Here is an 18192-nt window from a genome sequence, read left to right on the forward strand (position 1 = left end):
TTACGAAACGGGCTTTAGTTTTTTGAACGGCCACCAGCGGCGGAAATCGGGCTGCCAAGTACCAAATAGCCCCTGCGGGCGGGTGAGCATCAAAACAATCAAGGCCAGCGAATAAATGACCATCCGCCAGTCCTTCACCGGTCCCAGATAGCGCAAGGCCTCCGGCAGGAGCGTCAAAATTACGGCGGCAATCACCGAGCCGAATATGGAGCCCAGCCCGCCGACGATGATCATAATTATGATTTCGAACGATTTTATGAACGTGAAGGAGTTGGGGTGCAAAAGCTGGAGGTAATGTCCGAATAGGCAGCCCGCGACGCCGGCGAAAAAAGCGCCGATGACGAAGGCGGTTACCTTGTAATAGGTGGTGTTGATTCCCATCGCCTCGGCGGCGATTTCATCCTCCCGCACGGAAAGGAAGGCCCGGCCGTGGGAGGAGTTGGTCAAACTGGTGACGGCGGCGATGGTCAAAGCGGTCAGGGAGATTAGCCAGAAGAGATTCGTGTAGGCCGGAATGCCGGAAAAGCCGCGCGCCCCCCCGATTGCCTCCACGTTCAAAATCAAAACCCGCACAATTTCCCCCATCCCAAGCGTTACAATGGCGAGATAATCCCCCCGCAGGCGGAGGGAGGGAATGCCGACCAGAAGTCCGAGCAGGGCGGCGGAAAGCCCGCCCCCCAAAAGGGCGAGCAGAAAAACAAAATTCTTGGCCAAAACGGCGGGAAGAAAATCGAGTGCCAAAACAAGCTTCGGCCCCAGATAATAGGTTAAGGTTGCCGACGTGTAACCGCCGACCGCCATAAAGCCGGCGTGCCCCAGCGAAAACTGGCCGGTGGTGCCGTTGATCAGATTCAAACTCACGGCCAAAATGATGTTGATGCAGGAGAGGGTGAGGAGGTGGATGTAGTAGCTGTCGATCACTTCCGGCAGGAAGCGGTTGGCCAGAAGGATCAATACGAACAGGCCGATGAATGTTAGAAGCCGCTTCAAACTTTTTCCCCCACCCGGCTTCCCAAGAGGCCGGTCGGCTTGACGAGAAGAATTACCACGAGCAGGGCGAAGGCGATGGCATCCCGCAGGGTGGATGAAATGTAGCCGGCGACCATTGTTTCCGAGACCCCCAGAATCATGGCCCCCAGAACGGCGCCGGGGATGTTGCCGATGCCGCCCAGAACGGCGGCCACGAAGGCCTTCAGCCCGGGCAAAAGCCCCATCAAGGGATCTATTTTAGGATAGGTCAAAGCGACCAAAATCCCCCCCGCCCCGGCCAGAGCGGAACCCAAAAGAAAGGTGAAGCTGATGACGTTATTGGTGTTTATCCCCATCAAGCTGGCGGCCTCCCGGTTGAACGCCACCGCGCGCATCGCCTTGCCAATGGTTGTTTTCATCACGATAAACCGCAAAAGGAGCATCAGGGCGATGGAGACCGTCAGAATAATCACCGGCAGGTTGGAGACGACCAAGCTGGCGGATTCGTACAGCCGGCTTTCCGGAATCAGGGAGGGGAAAAACTTGGGGTCGGCGCCGAAAACCAGCTGCCCGCCGTTTTCCAGCAAAAGGGAGACGCCGATGGCGGTAATCAAAACCGTCAGGCGGGGGCGGGCGCGCAGGGGCTTGTAGGCGGCCCGCTCAATGATAATCCCCACCAAGGCGCAGGCGGCCATGGCAAAAAAAAGGGTGGCAAAGAAGCCCAAGAGAGTCGGCTCCTGGGCGATTTTGGTCCAGCGGGAGAAGTAGTAGCCAAAAAAAGCCCCGAGCATAAAAACGTCGCCGTGGGCGAAATTGATCAACTGCAAAACCCCGTACACCATCGTGTAGCCGAGGGCAATCAGGGCGTAAATCGAGCCCCAGGAGACGCCGTTGACGAGCTGCTGGAGAAACTCCTGCATCCAAAAAAAGCTACGGGTTCACGGTAGCCGTGTACTCGTATTTCCCGCCTTCGGCGATTTTCAAAACCACGAGCGGCTTGCGAGCGTTGCGGGCGGAATCGATCGTGGTGGAACCGGCGACGCCGGGGAAATCCTTGGTCTGCGCCAAAGCATCCCGGATTTTGGCCCCTTCGGTGGAACCGGCCCGCTTGATGGCGTCGTAGAGAATATTCGCCGCGTCGTATCCCAAAACGGCCATGGCGTCCGGCACTTCGTTGTATTTAGCCTGATATTTCTTGATAAAATCCTGAATCACCGGGTTGGGGTCGTCGGCGGCGTAGTGGTTGGAAAAGTAGCAATCCTTAAGCGCATCCCCCGGCTTTTTAATGGTGGCGATTTCGGTCAGCTTGGGGGAGTCCCAGCCGTCCCCGCCCAGAAGCGGAATATTCAGCCCCAGTTCGCGGGCCTGGCGGGCGATCAGCCCCACTTCGGTATAGTATCCGGGAATGAAAATCGCCTCGGGCTTTTTTCCCTTAATCGAGGTCAGCTGGGCCTTGAAATCCTGATCCCCTTCGAAGTAGGATTCCTCCGCCACGATTTGCCCCCCCAGTTTTTGAAACGTTTCGGCGAAATACTGGGCCAGCCCCACGGAGTAGTCGTTTTTGCTGTCCTTGAAAATGGCGGCTTTCTTCACCTTCAGGTTATCGAAGGCGAACTTGGCCATCGCCTCCCCCTGGAACGGGTCGATGAAGCAGACCCGGAAGATGTAATCGCCGATTTCGGTCACCTTGGGATTGGTGGAGGAGGGGGTGACCATCGGGATTTTGTTTTCCTGGCAGATCGGGGCGCCGGCCAAAGAGCGGCTGGAAGCCACTTCCCCCAGCACCGCCACGACCTTGTCCTGCGTCACCAGTTTCTTCACCGCGCTGGCGGCTTCTTCCGCCAGGGAGCGGTCGTCTTCCACAATCACCTGCACTTTTTTCCCCAGCAAACCGCCCGCGGCGTTCAGTTCTTCCGTGGCCATGTCGATGCCGTTTTTGGTGGAAATGCCGAAGGTGGCCGTGCTACCGGTGAGCCCGCCGAATTCGCCGATTTTGATGACGTCCTCTTTTTTGGCGCAGCCGGAAAGTGCGGCAAGAATCAATCCGAAAATCACCCATTTACGCATCGTTTTTCTCCTCCATAGTGTGCAATCCTTCTTGAGTGCGTCAATTTGCGCCGACTTGACGGGATTGTCAAGCCGTTTATCTTGGCGGCGTGTTTCTGAATCCCGCCGAAATTTTTTTCTGCCTGGCCGCCGCTTTGGCCACCCTGCTCGGAGGATTTTTGGTCACCGCGGCGGGGAAACGGTACCGGGGATCGGTGAAATACTTCATGGCCGTCGGCGCGGGGTTTCTGCTCGCCCTGGTGTTCGCCGAAGTGGTTCCCAGCACCTACCGCATCCTCAAGGGGAATTTCGTCTGGTGGTTTTTGGGGGGGTATCTCGTAATCCATCTGGTCGAACGGGCCTGGGTTTCGCATTTCCATTTCGGCGAGGAGGTGCATCCGGAAAAAATCTGGCTGGCGGGGGCGCCGGCCTCCGCCGGGCTGGCGTTGCATTCTTTTTTTGACGGCGTTTCCATTGCCGCGGCCACGCAGACTTCGCTGGTTTTGGGGAGTTTGATGTTCGTGGCCATTTCGCTCCACAAGCTGCCGGAGGGGTTCACCGTCGCTTCCTTGAATTTGGCTGCGGGGCATTCCGAAAAGCGGGCCTTGGGGTGGGCGGGGATTTTGGGACTGGCCACCCTGCTCGGGATGTTCGTTTCGGGTTTTCTTTATGAATTCCGAATCCCGCTCTTAGCTTTTTCAGGCGGGGTGGCGCTCTACGTCGCGGCTTCCGATCTGGTGCCGGAGGTGAACCGGGAGCCGGGGGCCAAAATTCCGATTCTGGTTTCCGTCGGGGTTCTTCTGTTTTACTTCACGGAGCGGCTTTTGCATCACTGGCTGGAGGGGTGATGCTTTTTTACCCCCTCCGGCCCTAAGGGCCTCGTCCCCCTTGTAAAGGGGGACAAAAAAACAAAGCAAGAATCGTTTGAGGGAATTTTGCTTAAAAACATAAAAGAAAAACTTTCCAAAAACGTCGTCGTTCTTGGGGTGGTCAGTTTTCTGAACGATCTTTCCTCGGACATGGTGGTTCCCTTTCTGCCGGTTCTGTTCACGTCGGGATTGGGAGGGTCAACCGCTTTTTTGGGATTGGTGGAAGGGGTGGCCAAATCCTCCGCCAGCTTGCTGCAGCTTTTTTCCGGATATCTGTCGCAGGCGACCGGCAAACGGAAAAGTTTGGCGTTTGCCGGGTACTTTTTTTCCAGCGTTACCAAGCCGCTTTTCTTTTTTGCCGGAAGTCCCTTGGTCGGTTTTTTGATCCGGGTATGCGACCGGGCGGGGAAGGGGTTCCGCACGCCGCCAAGGGATGCTCTTTTGTCCGATTCCACCACTAAGGAGACCATCGGGCTGGCGTTCGGCTTCAACCGGGCAATGGATTCGGCCGGGGCGGTTCTGGGCCCCTTGATAGGGTTTGCCCTGCTTTCCTTGACCGCGATGGATTACCGCTGGCTGTTTTTGATTGCGGCGGTGCCGAGCGTTTTTTCGCTCTGGGCTTTGGGAGCAGGGGTCAAGGAAATACCTGGCACCGTTTCTCCTGTGCGCGTAAAATTTTTCAGCACGCTCCCTTCGGGAAAGTTTCTTTTGTTTTTGGCCGCCGTTTTCCTTTTGTATCTGGGAACGCTGCCGGAGCTTCTGGTCATTCTACGGGCGCAGGAGCTGGGGGCGGCGACGGCAAACTTGCCTCTTTTTTGGGTTTTGTTCAACCTTTCCGGCTCGTTTTTCGCCGCACCGTTCGGGCATGCCTTTGACCGCATCCCCAAAAAGGTTCTGGTCGGCGGGTGGCTCGCTTATCTGGCTACGCTGGCGGGGTTCGGCGCATTGTCCAGGGAATTTCTGCCGTTCATGTTTTTGCTTTTCGGAATTTTCGACGCCGCCACGGACGGGCCGATGCGGGCGGCCGTCGTGCGCATTGTCCCCGCCGACCAGAGGGCTTCCGCTTTCGGCTGGTATCACGCCGTCCGCTCGGCGGCTTTTCTTCTGGCCGGGAGTTTAATCGGTTGGGGGTGGCAGAATTTTGGCGTGACGGATACGTTTATGGCGGCCGGGGGGGTGACGGTTTTGGGGCTTTTGCTCCTTTTGAGAATTCGGCTTTGACGTGAAGGAATGGAGGTCTAAAGACCTCCGCTACACTCCTATTCATTCTGAAAAAAAGTTTGACAGCGGTATCGGGCGGGGTTATTTTGCCGCCGGTTTGGAAGACGGTGGAGACAAATTCATAGAGGAGGTCGAATGAGAAAGTTATCCGCAATCGTTTTGGTTCTCCTGTTTGCCACAACCGCCCGGGCGCAGCTTTTGGGGCAGTTGACGGACGCGCGGGTGCAGGAGCAGGGGCACAGCCAGTTGGGCGGGTACGTGGGTATTTACAGCGACGACGTTTTATCCTTTTTCGGGCAGTGGCGGTACGGGTTTTCCAACGCGATTGACGGGGGCGCGAAACTCGGGTTTGTCGATTTGAACGGCGGGGAATCGGGAATCGCAGCGGCCGGGGATGTGCGCTACCAACTGCTCCACCAAAGACCCCGCAGTCCCCAGCAGCCGGGCGACGCGGTCGATTTGTCGCTCGGAGGCGGGCTTGAATTCTACTTTGGCGACGTGATTTCCATTTTTTCCATCCAGTTCAACGGAATGGTGTCCCATCGTTTTGTTTCCGCCAACGGACGGGGAATAACCCCTTACGGCCGGGCGCAGATTCGTTTTGAGCGGGTAAGCGTGGATTTTGGACCTCCGTTCGGCGACCAGAGCGATACGGACGGGGAGTTCGGCATCAACGCGGGTGCCGAGTTTGAGTTCGCTCAACAGCTTTCGGCCGTGGGGGAACTGCAGCTCGATTCGAGCGAACTGGCGGATTTCGGGCTGCTTTTCGGCTTGAATTACCGGTTTTAAGCAACCCTTTGCAAAAAATCCCCCCGGTTTCGGGGGGATTTTTTATTTTGGCGCCGATGCCTGAAAGAATTTTGGTCATTCGATTTTCCTCGCTGGGGGACGTGGTTCTGGCCGAGCCGGTTTTTCGGGCGCTGAAGCAGAAACATCCACGGGCGAAAATCGGCTTTGCCACGAAACGGGAGTATGCCGGCCTTTTTAAGGGACATTCCGCCATCGAAGCAATTTTTTCATTGGATAAAAGCTTTGAAAGCTTTGCGAACGAAGTGCGCGGATTTAATCCGGATTTGATAATCGATTTACACAAAAACCTCCGCTCGCGAAAACTGGCCGGGCAATTCCCAAACGTGCTAAAGCTCGCCTATCCAAAGGCGCGGTGGGAACGATTTTTGAAGGTTTTGACCAAATCCCGAAAGCCGGTGGCGCATACGATGGAGCGGTATTTGCAAACGGTCGGGGCTGATGGTGTTTCTTTCTTTCCGCAGTTACACTCATCTCAAACGGAAAGCCAACGACGTTTGATTGAGCCATCCAGCTTTACTATCGGCTTTGGGCTCGGTGCAAAGTGGGAGACCAAGCGCTGGCCGGTGGAGCATTTTGCGCAATTGGCACAAAGAGTATCAAATTCGTTCCCAGTCAGCCGGTTCGTTTTGTTTGGTTCGGAGGAAGAATATGAGTTAGGGAGTGGATTCAAAAAACACTTTTCAGGGACACCCTCCACCGTTTTTGTTTTCGGCCAGCCGTTGGAGCGGGTGAAAAACTGCCTTTCCAAATTGGATTTGCTGGTCTCCAACGATTCCGGACTGATGCATCTGGGGGCCGCTTTGGGCGTTCCGACTTTGGGGCTTTTCGGGCCGACCCATCCGGTTCTGGGGTTTGCGCCGTTGGAGGAAAAATCGAAGGCGTTGACGCTCGATTTGTACTGCTCCCCCTGCAGCCTGCATGGCAAGGTCCCTTGTTTTCGTTCGCGACGGTTTTGTCTGGAGGATTTGATGCCAGAAAAAGTTTTTTTGGAAGTGCAAGCCGTTCTGAAGTCCGTCAAGGCGAAACCGGTTCTGGAGCCGGCGCCGGCGGTTTTTCTGGATAGGGACGGCGTAATCATTCAGGAACGGAACTTCGATTACACAGCGGAGAATATCGAGATTCTGCCGGGGGCCATCGAAGCGATAAAAAAGCTGAAGTCGGCCGGTTTCAAAACGGTCGTGGTTTCCAACCAGTCGGGTATAGGGCGGGGCCTGTTGACCGTTGACAGCGTCGACGCCGTGCATTCGGCGATACGGGAGAAGCTGAAGAAGGGAGGGGCGGAGATTGACCGGTTTTATTTTTGCCCGCACTGGCCGGAGGGAAGCGTAAAAAAATTCCGGAAGGAATGTGTTTGCCGCAAGCCGGAAACGGGAATGCTGGAGATGGCGGATTTGGAGCTGGGGATCGACTTTTCCCGTTCGTTCGTCATCGGCGACCGGGTTTCCGATTTGGAATTGGGGTGGAGAAAGGGGATGCGGTCGATTCTGGTCCTGACGGGGCAGGGGGGGAAGGCGAATGGGCAGCTGGGAACGGCAGGAGAGAGGCCGGTGGTCGTTAAAGCGAATATTTTGGAGGCGGCGGAGAATATCGTTGCGCCGCAAACTTTCTGACCCCCTCCGGCCCTTCGGGCCTCGTTCCCCTTCGTAAGAGGGACGGGAAATTCGAACCTATGTTGCGGCTTTTGTTGGATGCGTAATTGACAGAGCGAAATAGTTGATTAGATTGAAAGAAATGAGGCGTCCGTGAAGACCATTGACCGGGTGATTCCCGACATTTCCCGCCGGGCGCGGCTGCAGCCCGCCAGCCCGATTCGCAAACTGGTGCCGCTGGCGGATGCGGCCAAGAAGCGGGGCATTACCGTCCATCATTTGAACATTGGCCAGCCGGATCTGCCGCCGCCGGCGGATTTCATCAAGGCGGTCAAAAACTGGAGCAAGCCGGTTTTGGAATACGGCAACTCCAAGGGGGATTTCCGACTCATCAACAAGGTCATCCGCTACTATAAACAGGAGCTGGACGTCGATTTGACGGAGCAAAACGTGCAAATCACCACCGGCGGGAGCGAGGCCTTGCTTTTTGCGATGATGGCAGTGACGGTCCCCGGGGACGAAATCGTGGTGTTCGAGCCGTTTTACACGAATTACAACGGATTTGCCGTGATGGCGGGGATTACGCTCAATCCGGTTGTGACCTACGGCGACAACGGGTACCATTTACCCTCCGCCGGGGAAATCGAGAAACATATCAATTCCCGCACGCGGGCAATTCTGGTCTGTTCGCCGAACAATCCGACCGGCACGGTCTATTCCAAAAAAGAGATGGAAATGGTTGCGGAGCTTTGCCGCAAGCATTCCCTCTTTATGCTTTCCGATGAACCGTATCGCGAATTTATTTACGAAGGGGAGTTTTTTTCCGCTTTGCATCTCAAGGAAATGGAGGAGCAGGTCATCGTTCTGGATTCCGCCTCCAAGCGGTTTTCCCTCTGCGGGGCGCGGGTCGGCTTCCTTGTCAGTAAAAACACAGAGGTTGTGGACGCCGCTTTGCGGATGGGGCAGGCGCGGCTTTCCTCGCCGACCATCGAGCAGGAGGCGGTGACGGCGGCCTTCGACATACCACCCGATTACTTTGCCAAAATGGCGGCGGAGTACAAAAAACGGCGGGATTTGCTTTTTTTGCGGCTGGGACAAATGGGCGGCGTTTCCTGTGAAAAGCCGGAAGGGGCTTTCTATTTGATGGCGCGGCTGCCGGTCGAAGATGCCGAAGATTTCTGCCGCTGGCTTTTGACCGACTTTTCCGTCCAGGGGGAGACCGTGATGATGGCGCCGGGGAGCGGGTTTTACGCCACGCCGGGAAAGGGAAAGGATGAAGTGCGGATCGCCTACGTTTTGTCCACCGAAAAACTGGACCGGGCCATGAACATCCTTGCGGCCGGCCTTTTGAAATTTGCCAAAAAGTAAGACCGCGGTTTTCATCGGGCTGGATTTGGGGGGGACCGACCTCAAATACGGGCTGGTCGGTTCCGCCGGCAAAATTCTGGTTTCAAAAAAAATCCGCGCAAAAATCAACGAAGGGCAAAGAGCGCTGGTTGAACAGTTGCGCTCTTCTGCGCGGGAACTTCTTGCCGTTGCATCCGAAAAGAAGTGGAACGTCAAGCGGATTGGAATCGGCAGTCCGGGAGCGGTGAATTTTGAAACCGGCAGGGTGGTCGGCAATTCCCCCAACATTCCCGGCTGGGAGGGAGTCAACCTCAAAAAAAGTTTGCGCATTTCCGGCATCCCGGCGTTTGCGGACAACGATGCCAACTGTGTGGCGGTGGCAGAGCTTATTTTTGGCGCGGCAAAGAATTCCAAGTCCGCCTTGTGCGTGACGGTCGGCACCGGAATCGGGGGCGGGCTGGTTCTGAACGGAAAAGTTTATCGCGGCTCGTCGTATTCCGCTGGAGAAATCGGGCACACCACGCTCGTTTTCGAAGGAAAACTGTGTACCTGCGGCAGTCGGGGCTGTCTGGAAAAATATGCCTCGGTCTCCGCGTTGATGGAGAATGCTTCGAAACGGGGGTTCGACAGCGTTCGAGCGTTGACGGATGCCGCCAAGACCGATGATGCGGCTGCGATCGAGCTTATCTCCCAACAAGCGGCATATTTGGGAGCGGGGTTGGCCTCGGCGGTGAACCTCTTGAACCCGGAAAGGCTTATTTTGGGAGGTGGGTTTGTGGACGTATATCCGCAAATTTTGAAATTAGTTGAGGAAGAAATAAGGAAAAGAGCTTTTCCGGCGGCGTTGCTGAAGTTGCAGGTCGTAAAAGCGAAACTGGGGAACGAAGCGGGGTTGGTAGGGGCGGCTTTTTTGGGAAACAGATAAAAATTTCAGGCAATAAAGGGGCTTGATTAATCAAATCTCCGCTTCCGGTTTGACGGCGGGGAAATTAGCGTATATTTAGAGTGGAAGCAGTATGCGAGGGAAAATCGTCGTCGCCCCGATGGGGGAAATGGATTTCTACCAAATCAACAAGCTCGCGAGCCAGCTTTCGGCCATTTTCGGTTCCTCCGTCGATATTTTGCAGGGGATGCGGCTGCCGGAGGAGGCGTTTTCGGAGCGCCGGGGACAGTACTATTCCACCGTCATTCTGGCCAAGTTGGAGGTTTTGAAATCGAACGACCGGGAAAAAATTCTGGGGATTTTGGATGAGGATTTGTACACTCCTTCCAGCTCCAACATCATCGGCGAGGCGGACCGGCTGGGGGCGGTCGCCTTGATTTCGCTCTATCATCTCAAGCAGGATTTTTTTGCCGGCGGGGAGGAAGACCGGGTGGTGTATCATCGCCTGCTGAAAAAATCGGTGCAGGAGGTGGCGTATTTGTTTGGGCTTTCCTACTGTCATAACCCCAAATGCGTGATGTACAAGGCCTCCAGCGTTTTGGAATTGGACCAGCTTTCCGACCGGTTCTGCGACAATTGCCAGCGGAAGCTGGGGTGGTAATTTAAAAGCGCCAATTCTTTTGTCCCTTTCCCGAAACGGAAAGAAGGAACCACAATTTTCTTGATTTCCGACTGAAAATGCGTTTCATTTTCTACCCTGTGAATAGGAAGCGGCCGCTTTCAGAGGAGATGAAACAATGAATCTACCCCAGATGATTGATTGGCTGAAAGCCGAGCGGTCTTTCACCGAAAACGTGGTTTTTTGGCGGACTTTGGCGGCCAAGCCCGGGAACTACGTTCCCTTTCCGGAAAGAATGGAGGGGCGGATTAAGTCGGTATTGCAAAAGCGGGGGATACACCAACTTTATTCGCACCAAGTGGAGGCGTTTGAGAAAGCCTCCTCCGGCAGGAATTTCGTAGTCGTGACGCCGACGGCCTCCGGAAAGACGTTTTGTTACAACCTGCCGGTTTTGGATGCCATCGCCAAGGAGCACCGCCACCGGGCGCTCTACATATTTCCCACCAAGGCCTTGGCGCAGGATCAACTGGCGGAGCTGCACGACTTCATCACGCAATTGGAACTGGACATCAAGACTTACACCTTCGACGGGGACACGCCCCAGAATGCCCGGCGGGCCGTCCGGTCGGCGGGACATATCGTGGTGACCAACGCCGATATGCTGCACGCCGGGATTCTGCCCCATCATACCAAATGGATAAAACTTTTCGAGAATTTGAAATTCATTGTTCTGGACGAGTTGCATCAATACCGCGGGGTTTTCGGCAGCCATCTGGCCAACGTATTCCGCCGGCTCAAACGGATCGCCAATTTCTACGGCTCGAAACCGCAGTTCATTTTTTCTTCCGCAACAATAGCCAATCCAAAAGAACTGGCGGAGAAGATTTGCGAAGAGCCGGTGGAGTTAATCGATAAAAACGGCGCGCCTTCCGGCACCAAGCATTTTGTCCTCTACAATCCGCCGGTCGTCAACAAAGAACTGGGGCTGCGGCGCTCTTCCTGGGGGGAGGCGGAGCGGCTGGCTTCCCATTTCATTGAGAATCAAATTCAAACCATCGTTTTCGCCCCCTACCGCCTGTCGGTGGAAATTATTCTGGCCGGTTTGCAGAACCGTTTGAAACGCTCCGGCATTTCGGAGGAGAAGGTTTCCGGCTACCGGGGGGGGTATCTGCCGCTGGAACGACGGGCGGTCGAGCAGGGGTTACGCCGCAAATCACTTCTCGGTGTTGTCACGACCAATGCTTTGGAACTGGGGATTGACATCGGGGAACTGGAGGTTTCAATTCTGACCGGCTATCCGGGGACGGTGGCTTCGACTCTCCAACAGGCGGGGCGGGCCGGGCGGAAGAAGGACGTGGCATTGTCCATAATGGTGGCCAACAGTTCGGCGTTGGACCAGTTTCTGACCTCCAACCCGGATTATCTTTTCGGCTCTCCGCCGGAAGCGGGAATCGTCGACCCCAACAATTTTTCCATTCTCACCAGCCAGTTGAAATGCGCCGCGTTCGAGTTACCGTTCGATTCGGAGGAACGGTTCGGCATCGACCCAACCAGGCCGTTTTTGGAAAAACTTTCCGCCGAGCGGGTTTTGCATCCGGCGGGAAACCGGTACCACTGGACCTCGGACATCTATCCGGCGTCGGAAGTTTCGCTCCGCTCGGCAACGATCGAGAATTTCGTCATTTTGAACCGTTCCAACGAGAACAAGGTCATCGGGGAGGTGGATTATCCTTCCGCGCCGATTTTCCTGCATCCCCGGGCGATCTACCTGCACGGCGGGGAGCGGTATCAGGTCGAAGAACTGGATTGGGAGGGGCGGAAGGCGTACGTCAAGGAGGCGCCGGTCGATTACTACACGGACGCCGAGACCAAAACGGAGGTCAAAGTTCTCTCCGAAGCGCGAAGCGCCGGTTTCTTTTCGGACAAAGCGTACTGCGGGGAGATTGCGGTCAGTTCCGCCACCGTGCTTTTCAAAAAAATCAAATTCGGCACGGGGGAAAACATCGGTTCCGAGCACATCAACCTGCCCGAACTGACCATGCACACCACCTCCTTCTGGGCATCGTTTTCCGAAGATTTGGCGCAAAATGCGGGGATTTCCGCCGGCTCGCTCGGCGCCAGCCTGCGCGGGGTGGCCAATCTTCTCCAAAATCTCGTCCCGCTCTGGGTGATGGCGGACCGGCGGGACGTCCGGGCCTTTTCGCAGGTGAAGTCCCCGTTCCTCGACCGGCCGGCGATTTTCATCTACGACAACATTCCGGGCGGGGTGGGGTTTGCGGAAAAAATTTTTGCGATGCGGGAGGAGATTTTCAAAGCCGCCCTCTCGCTGGCCCGCGGCTGCAGTTGTTCCGATGGCTGTCCTTCCTGCGTGGGCCCGACTTTGGAAGTGGGAAGGGTAAGAAACGACACGGTTGCGATTCTGGAATATATGCTGGGGACGGGGGTGCCGGTTTAGCCGGGTTGAGAGGCCGGCTGCGGCATTTTGAGGGGTTCCATTACGCCGTGTTTTAACAGCTTTACAAGATGGATGGGAGTTTTTATACTCCCGCCACGAGGAGGAAAAAAATGGAAAAAATAAAAGAACTGAAAAATTTGATTCAAGAGAGAAGCATACTCAAGCATCCTTTCTACAAGGCCTGGGCGGCGGGGCTTTTGTCGCAGGAGGATTTGCGGCGGTACGCCTGCCAGTACTACCACCACGTGCGGGCGTTTCCGACCTACGTGGCGGGCATCATCGCCAACTGTGAAAATCCGCGGCTGCGGTCGGTCCTTTTGGAAAATTTGAACGACGAGGAGGGTTCCACACCCACCCATCTCGATTTGTGGGTCGATTTCGGCCGCTCGCTCGGGTTGTCCCGGGGGGATATGGAAGGTTCGGAGGTTTACCCGGAGACGCGCCATTTTGTCAATACCTTCAAGCATTTGACCCGCAACCAGTCCGCGCCGGTGGGGGCTTCCGCTTTGTACGCCTACGAGTCCCAGATTCCGGCCGTGGCGGCGGAAAAAATCGATGGATTGAGGAAGTATGAATACGGCGCCAATCTGGACGTCACATTCTTTGCCGTGCACCAGGAAGCGGACGTGAAACATACGGCAGATTTGGAAAAAGTGCTGGCGGGCTCCGGAGTGCAGGAAAAGGAGAAGGCGGTTTTGGCCGTCGGCCAGGTCTTGAACGGCTGGTGGGGGCTTTTGGACGGGGTTTTGGCGCGGTCTCCGGAATTGAAAGAAAAAGTGGCCGCCTGCGGGATGTAGGGCCTGACAACTGAAAGGATAAAAGGGTGTCAATACTTTGAAGGTATTGACACCCTTTGTCATTCAGCGTATATACAAAGGCGGGGGCTTATAAGCCCCCTTGGTGGAAAGGAGAGCAGGCGACTGCGGTTTTTTTTGAGCCGGTTTGTGAAAAAAATCACTTATGTTTGAAACCTATTTTCCTTTAGCGGTGATGATAGCGGCGGCGACAGTGATCGGCGTCGGGCAAATAGCGCTGTCGCACGTTTTGGGGCGGAAATCCAAAAGCCCCAAAAAGCTTATCCCCTACGAATGCGGGGTGGACCCGGTGGGCGGGGCGCACGAACGGTTTCCGGTCAAATACTATTTGATAGCGATGCTTTTCATCATCTTCGACATCGAGGTGGTGTTTTTGTTCCCCTGGGCGGTGGTGTATAAACAACTGGCGTGGTTCGGATTCATTGAGATGGCAATTTTTATTTTCATCTTGTTTGTGGGGTATGTGTACATCGTTAAAAAAGGAGCCCTGCAATGGGAATAAAACCGAATTTGGTTGACCTTGCACCGACGGGAAAAAGCCCGGAAGAACTGGCGACAGATTTGAAGGAGAACGTTTTTCTGACCTCCGTCGAAAAAGTGGTGAACTGGGGGCGGAAGAACTCCATCTGGCCCTTGGGATTCGGGCTGGCCTGCTGCGCCATCGAGATGATGTCCACCTTTGCTTCCCGCTACGATTTGGCCCGGTTCGGGATGGAGGTGATGCGCTCCTCCCCGCGGCAGGCGGATTTGATGATTGTGGCGGGGCGGGTTTCCATCAACATGGCGCCTGTTTTGCGCCAGCTCTACGAACAGATGCCCAATCCGAGATGGGTGATTTCGATGGGGGCCTGCGCCTCCTGCGGCGGGATTTTTAACAACTATGCCATCGTGCAAGGGGTGGACCGCATCGTTCCGGTCGACATTTACGTTCCGGGCTGCCCGCCGCGGCCGGAACAGTTGATTCACGGCATCACCTTACTGCAGGAGAAGATTATGAAGGAAAGACTCCTGCAAAAGAAGGTGGGTTAATTCGAGGTTCTCTTCGGCACCGGAGGGGACCCAATACATAGATTATGGGATTTGAGCCGATTGAGAAACTGGAAAATAGATTTGGCGACCGGGTCGGGGAGGTTGTGAACTACCGGGATGAGTGGTCGGTCTATGTTCCGAAGGCCGACCTCATCGAAGCGTTGCGGTTTCTCAAGACCGAGGTGGGATGCGAGTTCAATTTTCTCTCCGACATCACCTCGGTCGATTTGTTTTCGCAAAAGCCCCGTTTTGAAGTTCTGTACCACCTCTTTTCCATTCCGCTGCATCACCGCTTGCGGGTCAAGGTCAAAATTGAAGACGGGGAGAAAGTCCCCACGGCGACGGTGCTTTGGGACGCCGCCAACTGGCACGAGCGGGAAATATATGACTTGATGGGGATTGAATTCGAGGGGCATCCCGACTTGCGGCGGATTTTGATGCGGGAGGAATGGATCGGCCACCCCTTGCGCAAAGATTATCCCCTGACCTACGAAGCGCCGCAGTTTTCGTTCAACAAGGATTTGCCGCCGGAGATTATCAAGTAGCGATGGCCAAGACCGAAATGATGACCATCAACATGGGGCCGCAGCACCCCTCCACGCACGGGGTTTTGCGCCTCATTCTGGAGCTGGACGGGGAGACGGTGGTCAAAATCACCCCGGTGATGGGGTATCTGCACACGGGCATCGAAAAAAACGCGGAAGACAAGAAATACATGCACGTTTTGCCGATGACCGACCGGATGGATTATCTGGCGCCGATGTCCAACAATCTGGTCTTTTGCCTCGCCGTCGAAAAACTTTTGGGAATCGAGATTCCGCCCAAGGCCCAGTGGCTGCGGGTGCTTTTGGCGGAGCTCACCCGCATCGCCTCCCACTGCGTCTGGGTCGGCACGCACGCCATGGATATCGGAGCGATGTCGATGTTCCTCTACGCCTTCCGGGAGCGGGAACGGGTTTTGGAAATTTATGAGATGGTCTCCGGCCAGCGGATGATGTCTTCTTATTTCCGCATCGGCGGGGTGATGGAAGACGTGCCCCCCGATTTCGAGGAAAAGGTGCGCGCCATCCTGCGGGATTTTCCGGCGCGGTTCGACGAGTACGAGGCGCTTTTGACCAAGAACAAAATCTGGCAGAACCGTACCAAGGGGGTGGCGGTCATCTCCGCCGAGGAGGGCATCAACTGCGGTCTTTCTGGGCCGTCCCTGCGCGGCTCCGGGGTGAACTGGGATATGCGCAAATCGAACCCCTACTCCAGCTACGAAAAATTTGACTTCAACGTGCCGGTGGGGCAAAACGGGGATGTTTTCGACCGCTATATCGTGCGGATGGCCGAGATGCGGGAGAGCTTGAAAATCGTCCGTCAGGCCCTGGACGGGCTGCCGGAAGGTCCCTGGATGGCGCGCGTTCCCGGCGTCACCCCGCCGCCGAAGGAAGAGGTTTTGCACAAAATGGAGGCGTTGATTTTCCAGTTCAAAATCTATACGGAAGGTTTTTCGCCGCCGCCGGGAGAGGTGTATCAGGCGATTGAGTCGCCCCGCGGTGAGCTCGGCTATTATGTCCGCAGCGACGGGACGCCGAAGCCGTACCGGATTCATTTCCGCACACCTTCTTTCTGCAATTTGTCGGCTCTCTCCAAGATGGTGGAGGGGCGTTTGATTGCGGACGTGGTGGCGGCCATCGGCTCCATCGACATCGTTCTGGGGGACGTGGACCGGTGAGCGTGCAAACCGTCTATCCGACCGTGGAAAAAGCGGGGATTAAAATCGCCGTTTTGTCCCCGGCAACAGTTGAAAAAATCAAGAAGGCGATGACCCGCTTTCCCAAGCCGCTTTCGGCTGTCCTGCCCGCCTTGCATGCCTGCTACGAGCAGTTCGGTTATCTCGACGAACCGATGTATGAGGCGATTGCCGAGATTCTGGGGGTCACCCGGGCCGAGGTGGCCGAAGCGGCCACGTTTTACACCCTTTTCCCCAAGCAGCCGGTGGGGAAAAATCTGGTGATGGTTTGCAAAAACATCTCCTGCGCGCTGCGGGGGGCGGATAATCTCGTCTCTTATCTCGAAAAGAAATTGAATACCAAAGTCGGCGAGACGACGGCGGACGGGAAGTTCACCATCTGGAAGGTGGAATGCCTCGGCTCCTGCGGCACGGCCCCGATGATGCAGGTGAACGACGAGTTCCACGAAAATTTGACCCGGGCGAAGGTGGATGCTTTGCTAGAAAAACTTTCAAAATAACATGGCGGAGCGGATTCTTTTCAAGCATATCGACAACCCAAAACAGTACCAAGTGGAGACCTACGTCCAAAACGGCGGGTATTCCGCCTTGAAGCTGGCATTGAAGGAAATAAAGCCGGCGGAATTGATTGAGATGGTCAAAAAATCCGGCCTGCGCGGACGAGGGGGGGCGGGGTTTCCGACCGGGCTTAAATGGAGCTTCGTTCCGAAGGATTCCCCCAAGCCGAAATATCTGTGCGTAAACGCGGACGAAAGCGAGCCGGGGACTTTCAAGGACCGACAGTTGATGGAATACGATCCGCATCAGGTTTTGGAAGGAGTGATTCTTTCAAGTTACGCCATCGGCTGCCACCATGCGTATTTCTACATCCGGGGGGAATTCGGCTTCGGCTACAAACGGATGGCGCAGGCGGTGGAGGAGGCCTATCAGAAGGGTTATTTGGGAAAGAACATTCTCGGTTCAGGGTTCGATTTGGACGTGACGATTGTGCGGGGCGGCGGAGCGTACATTTGCGGCGAGGAGACGGGGCTTATCGAATCGCTGGAAGGGAAGCGGGCGATGCCGCGGGTCAAACCGCCGTTTCCGGCGGTTTCTGGTCTTTATAATTGCCCCACAGTGGTCAACAACGTGGAGACCCTGGCCTGCGTGCCGCACATCGTCAACCGGGGAGCGGAATGGTTTGCCTCCATCGGCCCGGCCAAAAGCCCGGGCACCAAAATCGTCTGCCTCTCCGGCCACGTGAACAAGCCGGGGAATTACGAGCTGGAGATGGGAACGCCGCTTCGCGAATTGATTTACACCCACGGCGGCGGGATTTTGGGAGGACGGAGGCTGAAGGCCGCGATTCCGGGGGGCTCGTCCGTGCCGATTTTGACCGGAAAACAGATCGACGTGAAACTGGATTTTGACTCGGTGGCGGCGGCTGGCTCCCTTTTGGGCTGCGCGGCGGTGATCGTGATGGACGAACGGACCTGCATGGTCTGGATGGCCGAGCGCCTTTCCGAGTTTTACGAGCACGAGTCCTGCGGCAAATGCACTCCCTGCCGGGAGGGAACGTTCTGGCTGGTCGAAATACTTTCCCGCATCGAGGAAGGGCGCGGCACGATGCGTGATTTGGATTTGCTTTTGAACATCTGCGACAACATCTCCTTCAAGACGGTTTGCGCCCTGGCGGACGGCGCCGCCGCGCCGGTGGTTTCGGCCATCCAGCATTTCAAGGACGAATTTGTGGCGCACATCGAAGAGAAACGGTGCCCCTTACCGCACCGGGCGTTCGATTTCGACGGGTTTGTGAATTAGAG

18 protein-coding genes are annotated in these 18192 nt (G+C 55.8%); 15 read left to right on the plus strand and 3 right to left on the minus strand.

What is annotated here, in order from left to right; translation table 11 throughout:
- From VNL73_06310 to VNL73_06320, 3 genes are read right to left on the minus strand one after another with little or no spacing between them, the layout of a single operon-like run.
- Positions 1-990, minus strand: a complete 990-nt coding sequence (locus VNL73_06310) for a branched-chain amino acid ABC transporter permease (protein ID HXF49021.1) — start codon at positions 988-990, stop codon at positions 1-3.
- Positions 987-1889 carry a branched-chain amino acid ABC transporter permease gene (locus VNL73_06315; protein HXF49022.1) on the minus strand — a complete coding sequence of 301 codons (903 nt, stop codon included), beginning with the start codon at positions 1887-1889 and terminating at the stop codon, positions 987-989. The genes VNL73_06310 and VNL73_06315 overlap by 4 nt, the downstream gene beginning before the upstream one ends.
- A gap of 10 nt (positions 1890-1899) precedes the next feature.
- On the minus strand, positions 1900-3036 hold the full coding sequence (locus tag VNL73_06320; protein HXF49023.1) for an ABC transporter substrate-binding protein: 1137 nt from the start codon (positions 3034-3036) through the stop codon (positions 1900-1902).
- 89 nt (positions 3037-3125) lie between these two features.
- Here VNL73_06320 and VNL73_06325 point away from each other — a divergent pair, with 89 nt between their 5' ends.
- From VNL73_06325 to nuoF, 15 genes are all read left to right on the plus strand, one after another.
- Positions 3126-3863, plus strand: coding sequence for a ZIP family metal transporter (locus VNL73_06325; GenBank protein ID HXF49024.1), 738 nt, complete (start codon positions 3126-3128; stop codon positions 3861-3863).
- 87 nt (positions 3864-3950) lie between these two features.
- Positions 3951-5105 (plus strand): MFS transporter, encoded by a 1155-nt coding sequence (locus tag VNL73_06330; GenBank protein HXF49025.1) that lies wholly within the window; start codon positions 3951-3953, stop codon positions 5103-5105.
- A gap of 135 nt (positions 5106-5240) precedes the next feature.
- Complete coding sequence (locus VNL73_06335; GenBank protein HXF49026.1) at positions 5241-5894, plus strand: hypothetical protein; 654 nt, start codon at positions 5241-5243, stop codon at positions 5892-5894.
- A 56-nt stretch (positions 5895-5950) separates the two neighbouring features.
- Entirely contained in the window at positions 5951-7525 is a 1575-nt protein-coding gene (locus VNL73_06340; GenBank protein ID HXF49027.1) for an HAD-IIIA family hydrolase, read from the plus strand.
- A gap of 132 nt (positions 7526-7657) precedes the next feature.
- Positions 7658-8872, plus strand: coding sequence for a pyridoxal phosphate-dependent aminotransferase (locus tag VNL73_06345; protein HXF49028.1), 1215 nt, complete (start codon positions 7658-7660; stop codon positions 8870-8872).
- Positions 8859-9776, plus strand: coding sequence for an ROK family protein (locus tag VNL73_06350; GenBank protein ID HXF49029.1), 918 nt, complete (start codon positions 8859-8861; stop codon positions 9774-9776). The genes VNL73_06345 and VNL73_06350 overlap by 14 nt, the downstream gene beginning before the upstream one ends.
- A 91-nt stretch (positions 9777-9867) precedes the next feature.
- On the plus strand, positions 9868-10395 hold the full coding sequence (locus VNL73_06355) for an archaemetzincin (GenBank protein ID HXF49030.1): 528 nt from the start codon (positions 9868-9870) through the stop codon (positions 10393-10395).
- A 136-nt stretch (positions 10396-10531) separates the two neighbouring features.
- Positions 10532-12808 (plus strand): DEAD/DEAH box helicase, encoded by a 2277-nt coding sequence (locus VNL73_06360; protein ID HXF49031.1) that lies wholly within the window; start codon positions 10532-10534, stop codon positions 12806-12808.
- 110 nt (positions 12809-12918) lie between these two features.
- A complete protein-coding gene (locus VNL73_06365; GenBank protein ID HXF49032.1) occupies positions 12919-13605 on the plus strand; it encodes a CADD family putative folate metabolism protein in 687 nt (228 codons plus the stop codon).
- 163 nt (positions 13606-13768) lie between these two features.
- Entirely contained in the window at positions 13769-14125 is a 357-nt protein-coding gene (ndhC, locus tag VNL73_06370) for an NADH-quinone oxidoreductase subunit A (protein ID HXF49033.1), read from the plus strand.
- Entirely contained in the window at positions 14116-14652 is a 537-nt protein-coding gene (locus tag VNL73_06375; GenBank protein ID HXF49034.1) for an NADH-quinone oxidoreductase subunit B family protein, read from the plus strand. The genes ndhC and VNL73_06375 overlap by 10 nt, the downstream gene beginning before the upstream one ends.
- A gap of 44 nt (positions 14653-14696) precedes the next feature.
- Positions 14697-15197 carry an NADH-quinone oxidoreductase subunit C gene (locus VNL73_06380; protein ID HXF49035.1) on the plus strand — a complete coding sequence of 167 codons (501 nt, stop codon included), beginning with the start codon at positions 14697-14699 and terminating at the stop codon, positions 15195-15197.
- A gap of 2 nt (positions 15198-15199) precedes the next feature.
- A complete protein-coding gene (gene nuoD / locus VNL73_06385) occupies positions 15200-16372 on the plus strand; it encodes an NADH dehydrogenase (quinone) subunit D (protein ID HXF49036.1) in 1173 nt (390 codons plus the stop codon).
- Positions 16369-16890 (plus strand): NADH-quinone oxidoreductase subunit NuoE, encoded by a 522-nt coding sequence (gene nuoE / locus VNL73_06390; GenBank protein ID HXF49037.1) that lies wholly within the window; start codon positions 16369-16371, stop codon positions 16888-16890. Before nuoD ends, nuoE begins: the two co-directional genes overlap by 4 nt.
- A gap of 1 nt (position 16891) precedes the next feature.
- The gene (gene nuoF, locus VNL73_06395) at positions 16892-18190 is read left to right on the plus strand and encodes an NADH-quinone oxidoreductase subunit NuoF (GenBank protein HXF49038.1); all 1299 of its coding nucleotides are present in this window, start codon (positions 16892-16894) and stop codon (positions 18188-18190) included.
- The last annotated feature ends 2 nt before the right edge of the window (positions 18191-18192 follow it).

Source organism: Verrucomicrobiia bacterium (assembly GCA_035574275.1).
Classification (GTDB): domain Bacteria; phylum Zixibacteria; class MSB-5A5; order DSPP01; family DSPP01; genus DSPP01.